Source organism: Nigerium sp. (assembly GCF_039811905.1).
Lineage (GTDB): Bacteria > Actinomycetota > Actinomycetes > Propionibacteriales > Propionibacteriaceae > Propioniciclava.
The window spans coordinates 42,621-61,187 of record NZ_JBDHZL010000006.1; the positions used below are offsets into that span (position 1 = coordinate 42,621).

14 protein-coding genes and 1 pseudogene are annotated in these 18,567 nt (G+C 71.4%); 11 read left to right on the forward strand and 4 right to left on the reverse strand.

What is annotated here, in order from left to right:
- Positions 1 to 3: 3 nt before the first annotated feature.
- The 5 genes from WMJ97_RS02865 to WMJ97_RS02885 are packed head-to-tail and all read left to right on the forward strand — an operon-like array spanning position 4 to position 4,024.
- Positions 4 to 888, forward strand: a complete 885-nt coding sequence (locus tag WMJ97_RS02865; RefSeq protein WP_347347449.1) for a branched-chain amino acid ABC transporter permease — start codon at positions 4 to 6, stop codon at positions 886 to 888.
- Positions 888 to 1,895, forward strand: coding sequence for a branched-chain amino acid ABC transporter permease (locus WMJ97_RS02870; protein WP_347347450.1), 1,008 nt, complete (start codon positions 888 to 890; stop codon positions 1,893 to 1,895). The genes WMJ97_RS02865 and WMJ97_RS02870 overlap by 1 nt, the downstream gene beginning before the upstream one ends.
- Before the next feature lies 1 nt (position 1,896).
- The gene (locus WMJ97_RS02875) at positions 1,897 to 2,682 is read left to right on the forward strand and encodes an ABC transporter ATP-binding protein (protein WP_347347451.1); all 786 of its coding nucleotides are present in this window, start codon (positions 1,897 to 1,899) and stop codon (positions 2,680 to 2,682) included.
- Positions 2,675 to 3,379, forward strand: a complete 705-nt coding sequence (locus tag WMJ97_RS02880; RefSeq protein ID WP_347347452.1) for an ABC transporter ATP-binding protein — start codon at positions 2,675 to 2,677, stop codon at positions 3,377 to 3,379. The genes WMJ97_RS02875 and WMJ97_RS02880 overlap by 8 nt, the downstream gene beginning before the upstream one ends.
- Positions 3,380 to 3,382: 3 nt before the next feature.
- Positions 3,383 to 4,024: a CBS and ACT domain-containing protein gene (locus tag WMJ97_RS02885; RefSeq protein ID WP_347347453.1), complete on the forward strand. Its 642-nt coding sequence runs from the start codon at positions 3,383 to 3,385 to the stop codon at positions 4,022 to 4,024.
- A gap of 21 nt (positions 4,025 to 4,045) precedes the next feature.
- On the opposite strand, the gene WMJ97_RS02890 is transcribed toward WMJ97_RS02885, so the two are convergent.
- Positions 4,046 to 4,834 carry a PAC2 family protein gene (locus WMJ97_RS02890; RefSeq protein ID WP_347347454.1) on the reverse strand — a complete coding sequence of 263 codons (789 nt, stop codon included), beginning with the start codon at positions 4,832 to 4,834 and terminating at the stop codon, positions 4,046 to 4,048.
- Between WMJ97_RS02890 and metH the strand changes: the two genes are divergently transcribed.
- The 4 genes and pseudogenes from metH to arc all read left to right on the forward strand — a co-directional run bounded on the left by metH (position 4,828) and on the right by arc (position 12,368).
- Positions 4,828 to 8,358 carry a methionine synthase gene (metH, locus tag WMJ97_RS02895; RefSeq protein WP_347347455.1) on the forward strand — a complete coding sequence of 1,177 codons (3,531 nt, stop codon included), beginning with the start codon at positions 4,828 to 4,830 and terminating at the stop codon, positions 8,356 to 8,358. The genes WMJ97_RS02890 and metH overlap by 7 nt on opposite strands.
- Positions 8,348 to 9,868, forward strand: coding sequence for an ABC transporter substrate-binding protein (locus tag WMJ97_RS02900; RefSeq protein WP_347347456.1), 1,521 nt, complete (start codon positions 8,348 to 8,350; stop codon positions 9,866 to 9,868). The genes metH and WMJ97_RS02900 overlap by 11 nt, the downstream gene beginning before the upstream one ends.
- Positions 9,869 to 9,939: 71 nt before the next feature.
- Positions 9,940 to 10,821 (forward strand): annotated as a pseudogene (locus WMJ97_RS02905) (tRNA (adenine-N1)-methyltransferase); the annotation flags it as partial.
- Positions 10,818 to 12,368 (forward strand): proteasome ATPase, encoded by a 1,551-nt coding sequence (gene arc / locus WMJ97_RS02910; RefSeq protein WP_347347457.1) that lies wholly within the window; start codon positions 10,818 to 10,820, stop codon positions 12,366 to 12,368. The pseudogene WMJ97_RS02905 and the gene arc, both read left to right, overlap by 4 nt.
- A 156-nt stretch (positions 12,369 to 12,524) precedes the next feature.
- Here arc and WMJ97_RS02915 read toward each other — a convergent pair whose 3' ends face one another.
- Positions 12,525 to 13,403, reverse strand: coding sequence for a DUF559 domain-containing protein (locus WMJ97_RS02915; protein ID WP_347347458.1), 879 nt, complete (start codon positions 13,401 to 13,403; stop codon positions 12,525 to 12,527).
- A gap of 359 nt (positions 13,404 to 13,762) precedes the next feature.
- Here WMJ97_RS02915 and WMJ97_RS02920 point away from each other — a divergent pair, with 359 nt between their 5' ends.
- Positions 13,763 to 15,871 (forward strand): MDR family MFS transporter, encoded by a 2,109-nt coding sequence (locus tag WMJ97_RS02920; protein ID WP_347347459.1) that lies wholly within the window; start codon positions 13,763 to 13,765, stop codon positions 15,869 to 15,871.
- Here the strand turns inward: WMJ97_RS02920 and WMJ97_RS02925 are convergent.
- Entirely contained in the window at positions 15,843 to 16,595 is a 753-nt protein-coding gene (locus WMJ97_RS02925; RefSeq protein ID WP_347347460.1) for an HAD-IIB family hydrolase, read from the reverse strand. The two genes, WMJ97_RS02920 and WMJ97_RS02925, sit on opposite strands and share 29 nt — an antisense overlap.
- Positions 16,596 to 16,627: 32 nt before the next feature.
- Positions 16,628 to 16,990 carry a DUF3054 domain-containing protein gene (locus WMJ97_RS02930; RefSeq protein ID WP_347347461.1) on the reverse strand — a complete coding sequence of 121 codons (363 nt, stop codon included), beginning with the start codon at positions 16,988 to 16,990 and terminating at the stop codon, positions 16,628 to 16,630.
- 18 nt (positions 16,991 to 17,008) lie between these two features.
- Between WMJ97_RS02930 and WMJ97_RS02935 the strand changes: the two genes are divergently transcribed.
- Positions 17,009 to 18,406 (forward strand): proteasome accessory factor PafA2 family protein, encoded by a 1,398-nt coding sequence (locus WMJ97_RS02935; RefSeq protein ID WP_347347462.1) that lies wholly within the window; start codon positions 17,009 to 17,011, stop codon positions 18,404 to 18,406.
- The last annotated feature ends 161 nt before the right edge of the window (positions 18,407 to 18,567 follow it).

Genomic DNA, 18,567 nt, shown 5'->3' on the forward strand with positions numbered 1-18,567 from the left:
GGCGTGGAGGAGGTTCTCCAGCAGGTCATCAACGCCCTGTCGGTCGGCAGCATCTACGCGCTGATCGCGCTGGGCTACACGATGGTGTACGGCATCATCCAGTTGATCAACTTCGCCCACGGCGACGTGTACATGGTCGGCGCCTTCGTCGGCTACTGGAGCATGGCGGTCGCCCGGCTCGGCTTCGTCGAGTCGCTGGCGTTGGGCATGCTCGCGTGCATGGTGCTCGGCGTGGTGATCGAGCGGGTCGCGTACAAGCCGCTGCGCAACTCGACCCGCATCGCCGTCCTGATCACGGCGATCGGCATGTCGTTGCTGCTGGAGTACACGATGATGTTCTTCGTGGGCGCGGAGGCGAAGCAGTACCCCGCGCTGCCGGACTTCTTGAACGGCACCGTGCAGGTGGCCGGCATCACGGTCCGCAACCAGCAGCTCATCATCATCGGCATCGCGATCCTGCTGATGGCCCTCCTCCAGTTCGTGGTGCGGACGACGCGCGTCGGCAAGGCGATGCGCGCCGTCTCCCAAGACCAGGACGCCGCCCGCCTCATGGGCATCAACGTCGACAACACGATCTCGGCGACGTTCGCGATCGGGTCGGCGCTGGCCGGCGCGGCCGGCGTCCTGGTCGGCATCTACTACAACTCCATCAACCCGCTGATGGGCATCCTGCCCGGCCTGAAAGCCTTTGTCGCCGCCGTGTTCGGCGGCATCGGCCTCATCCCCGGGGCGCTCATCGGCGGGTACTTCATCGGCTTCACCGAGACGGGCGTCTCGGCGGCCGGCTATTCCATGTACAAGGACGCCGTGGTCTTCGCGATCCTCATCGTCATCCTGATCGTGAAGCCGGCGGGCCTGCTGGGGCGCGACGTCCGGGAGAAGGTGTGATGTCGAACCTCGTCCGGGGCCTCGTCACGAAGGTCGTCCCGCTGGTCGTCGTCTTCGCGGTCGTCCAGGTGCTCATCGCGACGTACGTCATCTCCGACTACCAGATCGCGACGATGGCGACGATCTGCATCAACATCGTGCTCGCGGTCAGCCTGAACCTGATCACCGGCTTCACCGGGCAGTTCTCGCTGGGCCACGCCGGGTTCATGGCGATCGGCGCATACACGGCGGGCATGGTCCTCATGCAGGAGCCGAGCATGCTCGGCTTCGTCGTCGGGCTGCTCGGCGGGGCGGCTCTGGCGGCCGTCGTCGGCGTCCTGGTCGGCCTGCCGACGCTCCGGCTGCGCGGCGACTACCTGGCGATCGCGACGCTCGGCATGGCCGAGATCATCCGGATCCTGCTGCTGAACCTGCCGTTCACGAACGGGGCGGCCGGCCTGTCGGGCATCCCGCAGTTCCTCGACTGGCCGACGATGTTCGTCCTGACCGTCGCGACGGTCTGGATCATCTCGAACTTCCTGCGCAGCTCGGCCGGGCGCGCGTGCGTCTCGGTGCGCGAGGACGAGATCGCCGCCGAGTCGATCGGCATCAACACGGTGCGCAGCAAGGTGCTCGCCTTCACCATCGGGGCGTTCTTCGGCGGGCTCGCGGGCGGCATGTACGCCTCGTACTTCTACTTCATCAAGCCCGACCTGTTCGGCTTCATGAAGTCCATCGACATCCTCGTGATCGTCGTCCTGGGCGGCCTCGGCAGCATCTCGGGCTCGATCATCGGCGCCGCGCTGCTCGCGCTGATCTCGACCGCCCTGCAGCCGTTCCCGGCGCTCCGGATGATCATCTACGCCCTCGCGCTCGTCGTGATCATGCTGTTCCGGCCCCAGGGGCTCATGGGCTCCCGCGAGGTGTCGCTCGGCGTCCTGCGCCGGTTCCGGCGCCCCGAGGTCGTGCCGGCGGCGGCGTCCGCGGCACCGGCCGTGAAGCGCGACGACGACGAGGAGGCGGTCTGAGGTGGCCGAGATCCTCTCCGTCGAGCACGTCACGCGCAACTTCGGCGGCCTGGCGGCCGTCTCGAACGTCTCCCTCAACCTGGACGCCGGCGAGCTGGTCGGCCTCATCGGGCCCAACGGCGCCGGCAAGACGACCGTGTTCAACCTGCTCACCGGCGTGTACCCGCCGAGCCACGGCGCGATCAGGTTCACCCGCGACGGCGTCAGCCGCGACATCGGGGGCGTGAAGCCCCACCGCATCTGCGCGGCCGGGGTGGCCCGGACGTTCCAGAACATCCGGCTGTTCAAAGACCTCACCGTGCTGCACAACGTCATGCTGGCGATGCAGGGCAACGAGCCGTACGGCCTGCTCAGCGCCGTGTTGCACACGCCGAAGTACCACGCGGCCGAACGGCGGATCCGCGACGAGAGCCTGCGGCTGCTCGAGCTGATGGGCCTGTCGGACAAGGTGGGCGAGCAGGCGCGCAACCTCTCCTACGGCGACCAGCGCCACCTCGAGATCGCCCGCGCGCTGGCGACGCACCCGACCCTGCTGTTGCTCGACGAGCCGGCCGCGGGCATGAACCCCGCCGAGACCTACGCGCTCACCGACCTCATCACCCGGCTGCGGGCGGACTTCGGCCTCACGGTGCTGCTCATCGAGCACGACATGAGCCTCGTGATGCGCATCTGCGAGCGCATCTACGTGCTCGACCACGGCGTCGTCATCGCCTCGGGGACGCCGGCGGAGATCCGCGCCCACCCGAAGGTCATCGAGGCCTACCTGGGGGAGGCGGCCGATGTTTGAGATCTCCGACCTGAACGTCCACTTCGGCGGCATCCACGCGCTGAAGGGCGTCTCGCTGGCCGTGGAGGACGGCGAGATCGTCACCCTCGTCGGCGCGAACGGCGCCGGCAAGACGACGACGCTGCGGACGGCGTCCGGGCTGAAGAAGCCCACGTCGGGCAAGATCGCCATCGACGGCAAGGACATCACGCGTCGGTCGGCGCAGGACCGGGTGAAGCTCGGCCTCGTCCAGGTGCCCGAGGGACGCCGCGTGTTCCCGCAGATGTCGGTGCTGGAGAACCTCGAGCTGGGTGCCTACCTGCGCCGCGACAAGGCGGGCATCGCGGCCGACCTCAAGGGGGTGTTCGAGCGGTTCCCGGTGCTGGGGGAGCGCCGCCGCCAAAGCGGGGGCACGCTCTCCGGCGGTGAGCAGCAGATGCTCGCGATGGGCCGGGCGCTCATGGGACGCCCCCGCATCCTCCTGCTGGACGAACCCTCCATGGGGCTGGCCCCGCTGCTCGTGCAGGAGATCTTCGACATCGTCCGCGATATCAACGCCCAGGGCACCACGATCCTGCTGGTCGAGCAGAACGCGAACATGGCGCTCCAGGTCGCGCACCGCGCGTACGTCATGGAGACCGGAACGATCGTGATGAGCGGCCTGACCAGCGAGTTGTCGCAAACGGACGACATCAAGAAGGCGTACCTGGGAGGCTGAGTTATGTTCGTCAAGCTGCGCATGACCGCGAACCCGTTCACGGTCGACCCCGACACCCGCGTCACCGAGGCGCAGGAGATCATGGAGTCCAAGCGGGTGCGGCACCTGCCGGTCGTCGACGGCGGCCGGGTGGTCGGCGTGATCTCCCGGGGCGACCTCGCGGCCGCCGCGCCGTCGAAGGCGACGACGCTGAGCGCGGGGGAGTCCCGGTACCTGCTGAGCAAGCTGACCGTCGCCCGCGTCATGAGCAAAGACCCGGTCACGGTGACGCCCGACGCCCTCCTCGAGGAGGCCGCGGTGCTGCTGCGCGACCACAAGATCGAGATGCTGCCCGTCGTCGACGGCGGACGCCTCGTCGGCGTCATCACCGAGAGCGCGATCCTGGACGCCTTCATCGAGATCCTGGGCTTCCGCGACCACGGAGCCCGGTTCATGATCGAGGCGCCGGATACCCCGGGCACCCTGTCGCGGCTGAGCGCGATCACCGGCAAGCACGGCGCGAACATCCTGCACGTGGCCGTGTACCGCGGCGAGGGAAACCACAGCACGGTCGTGCTGGGCGTCAACACGACGAACACGGGCCAGCTCGAGGCCGACATCGCCGCCGAGGGGTTCCGGGTGCTCTCCCGGCGCGAGAACGCCTGACGCCCGCGGGCGTCCGGACGCCTACCGCTCCCGGCGCCGCAGGTAGCGCTCGAACTCCTCGGCGATCATGTCGCCGGGCTCGGCGTCCTCGTCGTAGTTCTCCTCGAGCGAGGTGATGTACTGCTCGACGTCGGGGTCACCCGCGGCCAGGTCGTTGACGCGACCCTCCCACGCGGACGACTCCTCGGGCAGGTCGCGCACGTCGAGCGCCTCGTCCAGGATGTCTTCCACCTTGCCGAGCAGCGCGAGCGTCGCCTTCGGGTTCGGCGGGTCGGAGACGTAGTGCGGCACCGCCGCCCACAGGGACGCCACGGGCAGCCGCGCGTCGCGGCACGCCTGCGCCAGGACGCCCAGGATGCCGGTCGGGCCCTCGTACTCCGCGGAGTCCTGCGATACGGGGATCGGACGCCGGTGCGGCGAGTCGGCCAGCATCGCGCCCAGGAGGATCACGTGCTCGGGCTCGACGCTGCGGATGGCGGAGACGAGGCGTCCGCAGAACTCGCGCCAGTGGTAGTTGGGCTCGGGCCCGACGACGAGCACGAGGTGCCGCTCGCCGAGCTTGCCGAGGAACACCTCGACCGTCGGCCACCGCAGCAGCCGCTCGCCGGTCTCGGTGTTGGACACCATCGGCCGGTTCTCGGTGAAGTCGTAGAAGTCGTCGGGGTCGATCGAGAAGACAAACTCCGCCGACGTCAGTTCGACGAGGTGATCCACGACCCCGGACGCCGCCTCACCGGCGTCATTCCACCCCGTGAAGGCGGCGACCACCGCCGGATGAGTCAGGCCGCGGAGCTGGGACGTGGATGACATGTCGACCACCTTACCCAGGGACGTATCCTTACCCGGTGCGTCCAGATCTGCGTTCCGCCTTGTCCCGTCACGTCGTCGTCGCCGACGGGGGCATGGGCACGATGCTGCAGACGTTCGATCTCTCGCTGGCCGATTTCGACGACCTGGAGGGCTGCAACGAGATCCTGAACGTGACGCGTCCCGACGTCGTCAAGGCCATCCACGCCGCGTACTTCGAGGCCGGCTCCGACCTGGTGACGGCGAACACGTTCGGCGCGAACCTCGCCGCGCTCGGCGAGTACGGCATCGCCGACCGCATCGCCGAGCTGGCGGAGGCCGGCGCGCGCCTGGCGCGCGAGGCGGCCGACGAGGCGTCCACCGACGAGCGTCCGCGCTACGTGCTGGGCTCGATCGGGCCGGGGACGAAGCTGCCGAGCCTCGGGCACGTCGAGTTCTCGGCGCTGCGGGACGCCTACGCCGTCCAGGCGGGGGCGCTCATCGCCGGCGGCGTCGACGGGTTCATCATCGAGACCTGCCAGGACCTCCTGCAGGCCAAGGCGGCCGTCATCGGGGTGAAGCGCGCGCAGGCGTCCGAGGGGACGAACCTGCCCATGGTCGTCAGCGTGACCGTCGAGACGACGGGCACGATGCTGATGGGCTCCGAGATCGGCGCCGCGCTCACGGCGCTCGAGCCGCTCGGCATCGACCTCATCGGGCTCAACTGCGCGACCGGGCCCGCGGAGATGAGCGAGCACCTGCGCCACCTCGCGCGCCAGGCGCGCATCGGCCTGAGCTGCATGCCGAACGCGGGCCTGCCCGAACTGACGGCCGACGGGGCGCGCTACCCGCTGCAGCCGTCCGAGCTGGCGGACGCGCTGGACGCCTACGCGACCGAGTTCGGCCTCACGCTCGTGGGCGGCTGCTGCGGCACGACGCCCGAGCACATCCGGCAGGTCGCCGAGCGGCTGGGCGGGCGTCCGCTGGCGCCGCGGACGCCGACGCCGGTGCCGAGCGTGTCCAGCCTGTACGCCGACGTCCCGCTGCGGCAGGACACGTCGTACCTGTCGATCGGCGAGCGGACGAACGCGAACGGCTCCAAGGCGTTCCGCGAGGCGATGCTCGCGGGGGAGTGGGAGGCGTGCGTCGGCATCGCGAAGGGGCAGTCGCGCGAGGGCGCGCACCTGCTCGATCTGTGCGCCGACTACGTCGGACGCGACGGCGTGGCCGACATGCGCGAGCTGGCGTTCCGGCTCAACACGGCCGTCCCGCTGCCCGTCGTACTCGACTCGACCGAACCCGCGGTGCTGGAGGCGGGGCTCGAGAAGCTGCCCGGCCGCTGCACGATCAACTCGGTGAACTACGAGGACGGCGACGGCCCCGACTCGCGCTACGCGAAGGTCATGCCGCTGGTCGCGGAGCACGGGTGCGCGGTGGTCGCCCTGACGATCGACGAGGAGGGCCAGGCCCGCACCGCCGAGTGGAAGGTGCGCGTCGCCGAGCGGCTCATCGCCGACCTGACGGGGCGCTGGGGGCTGCGCGAGTCCGACATCATCGTGGACTGCCTGACGTTCCCGATCGGCACGGGGCAAGAGGAGACGCGGCGCGACGCGGTCGAGACCATCGAGGCGATCCGGGAGATCACGACGCGGCACCCCGACGTCCAGACGACGCTCGGCGTGAGCAACGTGAGCTTCGGCCTGAACCCGGCGGCCCGGCAGGTGCTGAACTCGGTGTTCCTGAACGAGTGCGTCGAGGCCGGCCTGAGCTCGGCGATCGTCCATCCCAGCAAGATCGTGCCCATGGCGCGCATCGACGACGAGCAGCGGCAGGTGGCGCTCGACATGGTCTACGACCGCCGGCGCGAGGGCTACGACCCGCTGGCGCGGTTCCTGGAGCTGTTCGAGGGCGTCACGACCGTCGCGGCGAAGGAGGAGCGGCTGGCCGAGCTGGCCGCCCTGCCGCTGGGCGAGCGTCTGCAGCGCCGCATCGTGGACGCCGAGGACCGCGGCCTGGCCGACGACCTCGACGAGGCCCTCGCGGCGAAGCCGGCGCTCGCGATCATCAACGACGACCTCCTCGCGGGCATGAAGACCGTGGGCGAGCTGTTCGGCTCGGGCCAGATGCAGTTGCCGTTCGTGCTGGCGTCGGCGGAGGTGATGAAGCGGGCGGTGGCCCACCTGGAGCCCCACATCGAGACGACCGACGACGGCGGCGGCAAGGGCACGATCGTGCTGGCCACCGTGAAGGGCGACGTGCACGACATCGGCAAGAACCTCGTCGACATCATCCTGACCAACAACGGCTACACCGTGGTGAACCTGGGCATCAAGCAGCCGGTCGCCTCGATCCTGGACGCGGCGGTCGAGCGGCACGCCGACGCCATCGGCATGTCGGGCCTGCTCGTGAAGTCGACCGTCGTCATGAAGGACAACCTGCTCGAGATGAACAGCCGCGGGCTCACGGCGACGCCGGTGCTGCTCGGCGGCGCCGCGCTGACCAGGGCCTACGTCGAGCAGGACCTCAACGAGCTGTTCGAGGGCGAGGTCCGCTACGCGCGCGACGCCTTCGAGGGCCTGTCGCTCATGGACGCCGTCATGGCCGTCAAGCGCGGCGAGCCGGGGGCGTCCCTGCCGGAGCCGCGGAAGCGCCGGGTGGCCGCTCGGGCGGCGTCCGGGGAGGAGCAGCCGGTCGACGAGCGGCGCTCCGACGTCGCGCGCGACGTCGACGTGCCCGCCCCGCCGTTCTGGGGCAGCCGCGTCGTCAAGGGCGTGAAGCTCGCCGACGTGGCCGCCTGGCTCGACCACCGGGCCACGTTCATGGGCCAGTGGGGGCTTCGCGGCACGAAGGAGACGCCGTACGAGGCGCTCGTCGAGTCGGAGGGGCTGCCGCGGCTGCGCATGTGGCTCGACCGCATCGCGACCGACGGGCTGGCCGAGTTCGCGGTGAGCTACGGCTACTGGCCGTGCTTCTCCGAGGGCAACGCGCTGGTGGTCTGCGACCCGGGCTCGGTGGCCTCCGGGGGGCCAGACTCCTGGACGCCGCTGCACCGGTTCACGTTCCCGCGGCAGCGGCGCGACCGGCGGCTGTGCCTGGCCGACTTCTTCCGCGACGCCGGGGAGGCCGCCCGGAAGGGTCCGGACGTCATCGCGTTCCAGCTCGTCACGATGGGGTCGCGGGTGGCGGAGGAGACCGCGCGGCTGTTCGCCGACAACTCCTACCGCGACTACCTGGAACTGCACGGGCTGTCGGTGCAGCTCACCGAGGCGCTCGCCGAGGCGTGGCACGCCCGCGTCCGGGAGGAACTGGGGCTCGTCGGGGGTGGCAGCGTCGACGAGATGATCCGCGACCAGGCCTATCGCGGGTCGCGGTACAGCTTCGGCTACCCGGCCTGCCCCGACCTGGAGGATCGCGCGAAGTTGGTCGATCTGGTGCGCCCCGAGCGAATCGGTGTCACCCTGTCGGAGGAACTGCAGCTCCATCCCGAACAATCCACCGACGCCCTCGTCGTCCATCACCCGGAAGCCAAGTACTTCAATGCACGCTGAGCCGACCCGACGGATCCGCCGACTCCGCGCCGCCGCAGCCGCCGCGGTGGCCACGCTGGCGCTGGCGTCCGGGTGCACGCCCTCCGGCCCGGGCGAGCCGACGCCGACGAGCCCGTCGGCGTCGCCCACGCCGCGCGACTTCACGGTGCTGACGACCGAGAAGCCCGGCACGTTCGACCCGGCCGCGGCCGTGTCGAGCGCCGACGCGACCGTGGCGCTCGACGTGTTCCAGCGGCTCATGGTCGTCCAAGCCGGCGGGCCTGACCTCAAGCCGGACGCCGCGACCGACTGCCTGTACACGTCGCCGACGGTGTACGAGTGCAAGCTGACCGAGGGGTTGGTGTTCTCCAACGGCAACAAGCTGACGGCGTCCGACGTGAAGTTCAGCATCGACCGCGCCTACCGGCTCGGCATCGACGGAACCTCGGTGACGCTGCTGAACTCGCTGCAGCGCGTCGAGAAGGTGGACGACCTGACCGTCCGGTTCCACCTCAAGTGGGCCGACAGCCAATTCGGGTTCGCGCTGGCGACGCCGGCGGCGTCCATCGTCGACGAGCAGACGTACGATCCCGACGCGGTCCGCGGCAACGACAAGATGCCGGTCGGGTCGGGGCCGTACGCGCTGGCCAAGTCGGACGCGGGCGGCCTGACGTTCACGCGCATCCAGGGGTACCAGGGCGCGACGACCGGCGTCATCGACCGCATCAGGCTCGCGTACGCGGCCGACAGCCCGGCCGTCGAGCAGGCGATGACCGGCAAGACGGTGGACGCGGTGTGGCGCGGCCTGGATACGGCCGCGGTCGCACGGATGGACGCCGAGGCGGCGGCGTCCCAGGATCGCCGCACGAAGGGCGGCTACGCGAAGACCGAACTGCACAACACGCGCATGCAGCGGCTGATCTGGAACCCGTCGTCGTCCAACAGGGCGCGCGCCGACCTGCGCGTCGTGGTGTCGCAGGCGCTGCAGGCCGACCGGACGCTGACGTCCCTCGTCCCGCCGGCCTCGACGGAGTCGGTGGCGTCCTTCCCCGCCGGCGGGCGTCCGACGATCAAGCAGCCGAGCGGCGAGCGCGTGAAGCTCACGCTCACCTACGACTCGCACGTGCCCGACGAAGGGGATCTGGCGCGGCTGCTGCGCGACCGGCTCGAGGAGCGCGGCGGGCTGAGCGTGCTGCTGAAGCCCGACAGCGGGGGCACCGACCTGGTCCTCACCGACAAGCCGGCCTGGGTGAACATCCCCTTCGGCTGGCTGCAGCCGTACCTGGACGCCCCGCTGCCCGGCTCGAAGGCCAAGCTGGCGCACCTCGACCAGAGCGCGCGGGAGACCTCGGACGCGAACGCGCGCGAGGCGCTGCTGGGGGAGATCCAGCAGCAGGCCGCGGCCGACCTGACCGTGCTGCCCATGTCGCTCGGCCCCCAGACGCTCTACCTGTCCCAGACGACGAGCGTCGCGGGCGACCCCTTCGGGCCGGCGTGGCAGCTCGGGCTGTGGAGTTTCCGGCGCGCCTGAGCCCCTAGGATGGCCGGATGACCGAGAACCAGCCACCCGCCGCCGGCCCGGGCCCGACGGGCGTCGTCACCGGTCCGCTGCGCCCCGGGGAGCGGGTCACGCTGACCGACGGGAAGGGGCGGCGGCACTCGGTCGTGCTGCGCGAGGGCGGCACGTTCCACACCACGAAGGGCGGCATCAGCCACGACGAGCTGATCGGCGGCCCCGAGGGCAACGTCGTGAAGTCGGTCGGCGGCATGGAGTACCTGGTGTTTCGCCCCGTCATGCACGAGTTCACCGTCGGCATGCCGCGCGGCGCGGCCGTCATCTACCCGAAGGACGCCGCCGAGATCCTCATGTGGGCCGACGTCTTTCCCGGCGCCCGGGTGCTGGAGGCCGGCGTCGGCTCGGGCGCGCTCAGCATCGCCCTGCTGCGCGCCGTCGGGGCGTCGGGCGCGGTCTACAGCTACGAGCGGCGCGCCGAGTTCGCCGACGTGGCTCGCAGCAACGTCGACCGCTTCTTCGGCGAGCCGCACCCCGCCTGGCACCTGCGCGTCGGCGATCTGGTCGAGGCGCGCGGGCCCGAGCAGATCGACCGGGCCGTCCTCGACATGCTGGCCCCCTGGGAGTGCGTGGATTCGGTCGGGGAGGTGCTCGTCGCGGGCGGCTTCCTGTGCTGCTACGTCGCGACGACCACCCAGCTCGGACGCACCATGGACACGCTCCGCGCCCACGGCGGCTTCACCGAGCCGGTCGCCCGCGAGTTCACGTCGCGCGACTGGCACGCCGAGGGGCTCGCGATCCGGCCCGGGCACGCGACGTCGGGGCACACCGGGTTCCTGATGTTCTCCCGCCGGCTCGCGCCCGGCGTCCAGGCGCCCCGGCGGCGGAGGCGTCCGGCGCCCGGCGCCTACGGCCCTGACTACACCGGCCCGCGTCCGCGGGATCTGGCGGCACCGGAGGCGTTTTCGTGAGCGAGGCGCGCCGCGACGACGGCCGCCGCGTCGAGATGCTCGAGCGGCGCCTCGCCGAGGCGCGCTCCGACGCCCGCGCGCTCGCCCAGGTCAACGACAAGCTCAACCAGACGCTGCGGGACGCGCGCGAGTCCCTGCTCGCGCTCCGCGAGCAGTTGGACGCCCTGGCCGCCCCGCCGAGCCAGTTCGGCCTGGTCACGGGGCTGCCCGAGGCCGGCCTCGCCGACGTAGCCGTCGGGGGGCGCGCGCTGCGGGTGAAGGTGAGCCCCGAACTCGTCGCGGTGGAGAGCCTGCAGGTGGGGGCGTCCGTGCTGCTCAACGAGGCGATGACCGTCGTCGGGCTGGCGGAGGCGGCGGCAGCCGGCGAGATCGTGCGCGTGCGCGAACCGCTGGGCGACGACCGGGTGCTCGCGGCGACGGCGTCCGAGGAGGAGATCGTGCTGCGGCTGGCCGCGCCGCTGGTCGGCGCTCCGCTCGACCCCGGCGAGTCGCTGCTGGCCGACCGCCGCGCGTTCGTCGCGTGGGCGCGGGTGCCGCGCAGCGACGTCGAGGAATTGACGCTCGACGAGGTGCCCGACGTCACCTACGCCGACATCGGGGGCCTGGGCCGCCAGATCGACGAGATCCGCGACGCGGTGGAGCTGCCGTTCCTGCATCGGGACCTGTTCGAGACGTTCCGGCTGGCCGCGCCCAAGGGCGTCCTGCTGTACGGGCCGCCCGGCTGCGGCAAGACGATGATCGCGAAGGCGGTGGCCAGCGCGGCGGGGTCGCACTTCCTCAACATCAAGGGCCCCGAGCTGCTGAACAAGTACGTCGGGGAGACGGAGCGCCAGATCCGCGTGATCTTCGGGCGGGCGCGCGAGCTGGCCGACGAGGGGCGTCCGGTCGTCGTGTTCTTCGACGAGATGGACTCCCTCTTCCGCACCCGCGGCTCGGGCGTGAGCTCCGACGTCGAGTCGACCATCGTGCCGCAGCTGCTCAGCGAGCTCGACGGCGTCGAGGGGCTGCATCACGTGATCGTGATCGGGGCGACGAACCGCGAGGACCTCATCGACCCGGCCATCCTCCGGCCCGGCCGACTCGACGTGAAGATCAAGCTCGACCGCCCGGACGCCGCCGGCGCCCGCGAGATCCTTGCCAAGCACCTGACCGACGACGTCCCGCTGAACCCGGCGACGGGGCTGGACGACCTGCTCGACGCCGGCGTCGAGGCGCTGTACCGCCGCGACGAGGGGAACCGGTTCGTCGAGGTCACCTACGCCTCGGGGGCGAAGGAGGTGCTCTACGTCGCCGACTTCGTGTCGGGCGCGATGCTCGCGAACATCGCCGGAAGGGCCAAGAAGGCCGCGATCAAGGAGGTGCTCGCCGGGGGCGAACAGGGCATCCGCCTCCACCATCTGCTGGACGCCTGCCGTGCCGAGGTCTCCGAGAACGAGGAACTGCCGAACACCACGAACCCCGACGACTGGGCCCGCGTCTCTGGACGCCGCGGCGAGCGCATCGCGTTCCTCCGCACCCTGCACCACGCCCGCGCCCTGGAGGCTTGAGACGGGGCTGCCCCGCCCTGCCGCGCTGCCCCGCCCCGCGTCCCCTGCCGCCCCGCGACCTCGGTGCCCGGCCCGCGCTGCCCGCCTCGACCCCTCCGTGCCGCCCCGCCCGCAAACGAATGCGCACGGGATCCGGCCCGGCCAGTGAGAACGGCGTCATGGCCGATCCATCGCGCACAGCTTCGCATCCCGAGCTGCCAGCACCTGACGGACCGCCGCCACGAACTCCTCCGGGCGGTTCAAGACGGCCTCTGCGGCGAACCTGACCACGCTCCACCCGGCGGCGGCCAACAAGACGTCGCGCCGACGGTCCCGCAGGAACGCCGACCGCTCGCCGTGATGACGCCAGCCGTCGATCTCGAGGCCGAGGCGGCGGGCGATGAACGCGATGTCGAGAAAGGCGTCCTCCTCCCGCCCCAGACTCACGCAGTAGTTCGCTCGCCACCCCCGCACTCCACCCTGACGGAGGGCCTGGTGCGCGGCGCGCTCGGCCGCCGACCACGGCTCGGATCGGGAGTCGGACAGCAACCGTCCGACCCGCTGGTGCCCCGGCCTGTTGCGCGTGAGTGCGTAGGCGTCCTCCAGCGAGGCCAGCGACACGCGGCGCCGCAGGCCGTCATCGATGGCCGCAGCCCCCTCGGACGCCACGAGCTCGAGCACCGTCAGCGCCTTGCTCGAACAACGAACGCCCTGGCACTGGCGGGTCAGCGAACGCGGTGTGGCGCGACGATCGAGGGCGTAGCCGGGCCGCGACCGCAGGTGCGTGCCCCCGGCCTCGACGTCGGGAGGCTCATCACGCCAGCCCATCAGGAAGGCCGCCGTCGTGCCGCAGAACACCGCGCGCGGGTCCGCCAACGCGAGCGCCGCGACCCGCACCGAGAACTCGCGCTCGCGGGCGGCGTCCACGTACACCCCGCGGAAGGGCGCCACGATCTCCCCGGACGCCCGCGCGCGGCTGAGCAGCGAGGCGAGTTCGGGGTGGGCGGAGCGGCGGACGGCTCCGGAGGCGAACGGGACGGCGAGACGAGGATGCACACCACCACCAGTAGGGATGGGAGCCCGCGTCGCGTCACGAGTAGGGAAATGCGCAGGGCAGCATGCAAAGGGGTGCGCGATCGATCGACCATAACGCCGTTCCCGCTGGATCTCTCGATGACCAGAGAGCATTCGTTCGCGGCGGGGCCGAGGGCCGGGGCCGGGGGAGAGGCGTCGGGGCGCCATGCCGGGGAGGGCCAGTCGGCGGGGCCAGAGCCGAGAATCGGCGGACGGCAACCCACCGCAACCTGTCGTTGAAACCGTAAGAACATCTATGGTGGGCCGGACGACCTGTTCGACGAACCCACCCGCCTGCGGCCGCCTCAACCACTCGCTCTCGCAACACAAGGAGTTCCCCGGTGCCTGAAGCCGCCACCTTCCGCCTCGACGCCGACGGGCGTCGCACGTTCGCGGGCCTGATCATCGGCATGTTCGTCGCGGCGATCAGCCAGACGATCGTCGGCACGGCGATGCCGCGGATCGTCGCCGAGCTGGGCGGCATGGACCACTACAGCTGGGTCGCGACGGCCGCGATGTTGGCGTCCGCGATCGTGACGCCGATCGTCGGCAAGCTCTCTGACCTGTACGGACGCCGCTCGTTCTACCTCGGCGGCCTCGTCGTCTTCATGATGGGGTCGATCGTGAGCGGCCTGTCGGTCAGCTTCGGCATGCTCATCGCGGGCCGGACGATCCAGGGCATCGGGATGGGCACGCTGATGCCCTTGTCGCAGACGATCATCGGTGACCTCGTCCCGCCGCGCCAGCGCGGCAAGTACCAGGGCTACATGGGCGCGGTGTTCGGCGTCTGCACGATCGCCGGGCCGATCGCGGGCGGCGTCATCACGGACGCCCTCGGCTGGCGCTGGCTGTTCTTCGTCGCGCTGCCGTTCGGCATCGCCGCGACGCTGGCGATCTCGCGGTTCATGAAGCTGCCCTTCGAGCCGCGGCACGCGCGCATCGACTACGCGGGTATGGCGACGCTCTCGGTGGCGCTGGTCTGCATCCTGATCGCGGCGTCCTTCGGCGGCACCAGCTACGACTGGAACCACCCGCTCATCATCGCCCTGTTCGTCGTCGGCGCGGTCTTCGCGGTCGTCTTCGTGCTCGTCGAGACGCGCGCCGAGGAGCCGGTGATCCCGCTGCGGCTCTTCCGCAACCCGGTGTTCACGCTGTGCCTGCTGTCGGCGTTCATCCTGGCCACGCTCATGTTCGGCGCGATCATCTACCTCCCGGTCTTCGCGCAGGGCGTGCTCGGGGTCGGCGCGACGGAGTCGGGCCTCATCGTCATGCCGCTCATGGTCGGGCAGATCCTCACGGGCATGGGGGCCGGCTGGCTCATCGCCAAGACCGGCCGCTACAAGGAGATGATGCTGCTCGGCGTGGTCGCGGTCGGGGTCGGCATCATGCTGCTCACCCAGCTCACCTGGCGTTCGCACCCGCTCGACGTCGTCGTCGCACTGGCGGTCTTCGGCGTCGGCCTCGGGACGATCCTGCAGCAGTACACGCTGCTCGTGCAGAACGCGGTCGCCCGCCGCGACCTCGGCGTCGGGACGGCGGCCACCCAGTTCTTCCGCAACGTCGGCTCCACCGTCGGCGTGGCCGTCTGGGGGGCGGTGATGACGTCGGGGCTCGGCGCCGCCATCGCGTCCCATCTGCCCGCCGGCGTCGACCCCGGACGCCTCGGCCACATGAGCGCCGGCTCGGTTCTCGACCCGGCGACCCTCCAGGGGCTCGACCCGGCTGTCGAGGCGGCCGTCCGGCAGGGGCTGGCGGACCAACTCCACACGGTCTTCACCTGGTGGCTGCCGCTGGTCGGCGTCCTGTTCCTGTCGACGCTGTTCATCAAGGAGGTCCCGCTGCGCGAGACCGTGCACACCCCCGACGAGGGGCGTCGCGAGTTCCTCGACACGATGTCGAGCAGCTCGGTGTCCGCCGCGATGCTCGTCGACCCGCTGAGCGAGGGCCGCGCCACCCGGACGCAGGAGCGCATGCTCGGGCTGCAGTACGACGTCCTGGCGGTCCGGGCGCACTCCGACGACCTGCCGCTGCTCAGGCGGGCGGTCGCCGACGTCGGCGGTGGGGACTTCGACCGGGGCCTGCGCCTGCTCGAGCACACGGCCGACCTGCTGCGCTCCGACGACGCCCACGTGCGGGCCTCCGCGGAGCCCTACGCGGCCGAGATCGCCGAGCGCGCGAAGGCGAAAGGCGGCGTCCTGAGCCCGGCGGTCCGCGCCGACCTGGCGACGGCCGCGGCGTCCGTCGGGCGCGACCGCGTTCTGCAGGGGCCGGAGCCGACCGTCCGCGAGCGGTTCGAAGCCGTCGATATCGGACGCCTCACCCAGGCCAGCTCCGCGCTGGTCGCGGCGCTGCTGGTCGACCTGACGCGGCAGAGCGAGGCCACCGCACCCGACGCGGGCGAGCCCGCGCCGGAGACCGGCGCTACGCGGACGCCGTCAGCGTCCGAATGAACGCGAGCGTCTCGGGCCAGTCGCTCACCGGGTGGCTCTGGACGCCGAGGCTCAGCACCGGGTAGTCGTTGCCGCCCGGCTGCAGCCGGTCGCCGACGAACATGATGGTGGCGGGGTCGACGCCGAGGAACAGGCAGAGTTGGTTGATGCCGTACGCCTTGTCGATGCCGCGTTCGGTGATGTCGACCGACGTCGATCCGCCCGAGTGGACATCGAGGTCGGGCAGCCGCGGCTGCACGCGGGCGCGGAGGGACTCGCGCTTGCTGCCGTCGGGATCCCACGCCTTCTTGGCGTCCACGGGCGCCTGCTGGCCGAGCGCGGAGAACGTCACCTGCGACTCGCGATCTTCGATGCGGGGCCCCCAGGTCTTCTCCTCCCACAGGCCGAGCGCCCGCGCCTCCTCTTCGAGGGCGACCTTGCAGGCGTCCACCTGCTCGGGTGACAGCACGTGCGAGTACTGCAGCCGCCACTCGCCGCCGCGGTACTGGTAGTACTTCGTGCCGTTCGTCGGCATGAGATGCAGCCTGGTCAGCGCGTCATTCTCCGGAAGCCGGGTGAGCACCTGCGTCTCGAACTGGTGGTAGTTGCCCCCCGAGATGATGCACACGGGGTGGACGGCGAGCAGCTCCATCAGGGCGACGCTCATCTCCTCCGGGAGGGGAGACTTCGACGGCGCGAGCGTGTCGTCGAGATCGAACGCGACGAGGGCGATGGGTGCGGACATGGAGCCTCCTGCGGGTGCTGATCGAATGCACCCTAGTGGATGGAGCGGCGCCTCAGCACCAGCGCGGCGATCCCGCGCCAGCCGAACATCACGACGGCCAAGAAGGCGCCGGCCACCAGCACGAAGGACAGTTGGACGCCGTCGCCCAGCACCGTCCGGATCACCATGCCCCACACCAGCGTCATCACCCAGATCGTGAGCCCTTGCAGCCACAGTGACCCGCTGAACCGCCGCATCAGGATCAGGATCCACCCCATGAGCGCCCCCGCCAGGAAGGGGGCGGCGGTGCGGGCCGCGCCGGCGGCGTCCAGGGCTTCCTGGTGGCTGGCGCGGCCGATCAGGGCGAACACGACGACGCACAGCAGGTCGAGCAGGACGGAGAGAATCAGCGGCATACGCCCTAGCCTAGGGGAGTGCTGATCGGAGCCGAGACGGAGTACGGCATCGCCGCGCCGGGGCGTCCGGACGCCGACCCGGTCGCGTTGTCCGAGGCGGTCGTCGAGCACGTGCCGGGGGCCGCGACACCGGTGTACGAGGGCATCCACAGCCGGGTGCTCGGCAACGGGGCCCGCCTCTACGTCGACCACGGGCACCCCGAGTACGCGACCCCCGAGACGACGTCGGCGTCCGGGGCGCTGGTCGCCGAGTTGGCGGGCGACCGGCTCGTCGCGGCGGCCGCGGCGAGGGCGTCCGAGGAGCTGGGGACGCGGATCGCGGTGTTCAAGAACAACACCGACGGCAAGGGGGCCAGCTACGGCTACCACGAGAACGTGCTGCTGCGACGCTCGACGCCGTGGGAGCGGGTGGTCGACCGGCTGCCCGCGTTCTTGGCGACGCGGGTGCTGTTCACCGGTGCCGGACGCCTCGGGCTCGGGCCGACGGGGGAGCGCCCCGGGTTTCAACTCAGCCAGCGCGCCGACTTCTTCGAGCGGCTGGCGGGGCTCGACACGACACGGAACCGCGGCCTCATCAACACCCGCGACGAGCCCCACGCGAGGCCGTCGAGGTATCGGCGCCTGCACGTGATCCCCGGGGACGCCAACCGCAACCCCTACGCCACCTGGCTGCGGCTCGGCACGCTCGGGCTGGTGCTGGCCGCCCTCGACGACGACGCACTGCCCGCGATCGACGTTCCCGCGGGGACGTCCCCGGTCGGGGCGTCCGGCCTCCCGGACGCCGTCGCCCTGTTCCGCGCCACCAGCCGGGACGTCGGCGTCTCTCGGGTCGCCCTCGGCATCCAGCGCCGCTACCTGGACGCCTGCGCGGCCCACGCGCCCGCGGCCGGGGTGCCGGAGGCGTCCGCGGTGTTGGCGGCGTGGGCCGGCGTCCTGGACGACCTCGAGCGCGACCCCGCCTCGGCGGCCGACCGGGTCGACTGGGTGGCCAAGCTCGGCCTGCTCGAGCGGCTGCGGGCCCGCGACGGCCTCGATTGGGACGCCCCCCGCCTCGCCCAGCTCGACCTCGCCTGGGCCGAGCTCGACCCGGCGCGCAGCCCGTTCGCGGCCCTGGAGCGCTCCGGCCGCCTGCGGACGCCCCCGGTGCCGGGGGCGTCCACCCGGGCTGAGCTGGGGCGGGCGGTCGAACGGGCGATGGCCGGGCCGCCGCGCGACACGCGGGCGTTCACTCGGGGCCTGCTCGTCGCGCGCCACCCGGACGCCGTCGTGGCCCTCACCTGGGACTCGGCGCTGGTCCGCGACCGCGACGGCGTCCTGCACACGCTGCGGATGTCGGACCCGACGTCGTGGTCCGCCGCCGACGTCGACCCCACGTGGCCGCTGGCGCGCATCGTCCCGGGGCCCGATTTGACCTGAGCGGTCCCAGGGGCTCGAGAATTCCGGTTTGCCGAGCGTGCCTCGCACCGAGGGACGTCTACACGCCTTGGGCAGGAGCTACCCGTAGATTGCACTACATGGTGGAGTGGAACGGAGGCCCCACACGGCCGGCACGTGAGTACCCAACCGAAGAGCGCGAG

What these genes read in the sequence shown, in the direction of transcription:
- WMJ97_RS02880 (WP_347347452.1), top strand. Translation starts at nt 2,675, where the DNA reads ATGTTTGAGATCTCCGACCTGAACGTCCACTTCGGCGGCATCCACGCG.
- WMJ97_RS02925 (WP_347347460.1), bottom strand. Translation starts at nt 16,595, where the DNA reads ATGTCCGCACCCATCGCCCTCGTCGCGTTCGATCTCGACGACACGCTC.
- WMJ97_RS02900 (WP_347347456.1), top strand. Translation starts at nt 8,348, where the DNA reads ATGCACGCTGAGCCGACCCGACGGATCCGCCGACTCCGCGCCGCCGCA.
- WMJ97_RS02885 (WP_347347453.1), top strand. Translation starts at nt 3,383, where the DNA reads ATGTTCGTCAAGCTGCGCATGACCGCGAACCCGTTCACGGTCGACCCC.
- WMJ97_RS02930 (WP_347347461.1), bottom strand. Translation starts at nt 16,990, where the DNA reads ATGCCGCTGATTCTCTCCGTCCTGCTCGACCTGCTGTGCGTCGTCGTG.
- WMJ97_RS02870 (WP_347347450.1), top strand. Translation starts at nt 888, where the DNA reads ATGTCGAACCTCGTCCGGGGCCTCGTCACGAAGGTCGTCCCGCTGGTC.
- WMJ97_RS02890 (WP_347347454.1), bottom strand. Translation starts at nt 4,834, where the DNA reads ATGTCATCCACGTCCCAGCTCCGCGGCCTGACTCATCCGGCGGTGGTC.
- metH (WP_347347455.1), top strand. Translation starts at nt 4,828, where the DNA reads ATGACATGTCGACCACCTTACCCAGGGACGTATCCTTACCCGGTGCGT.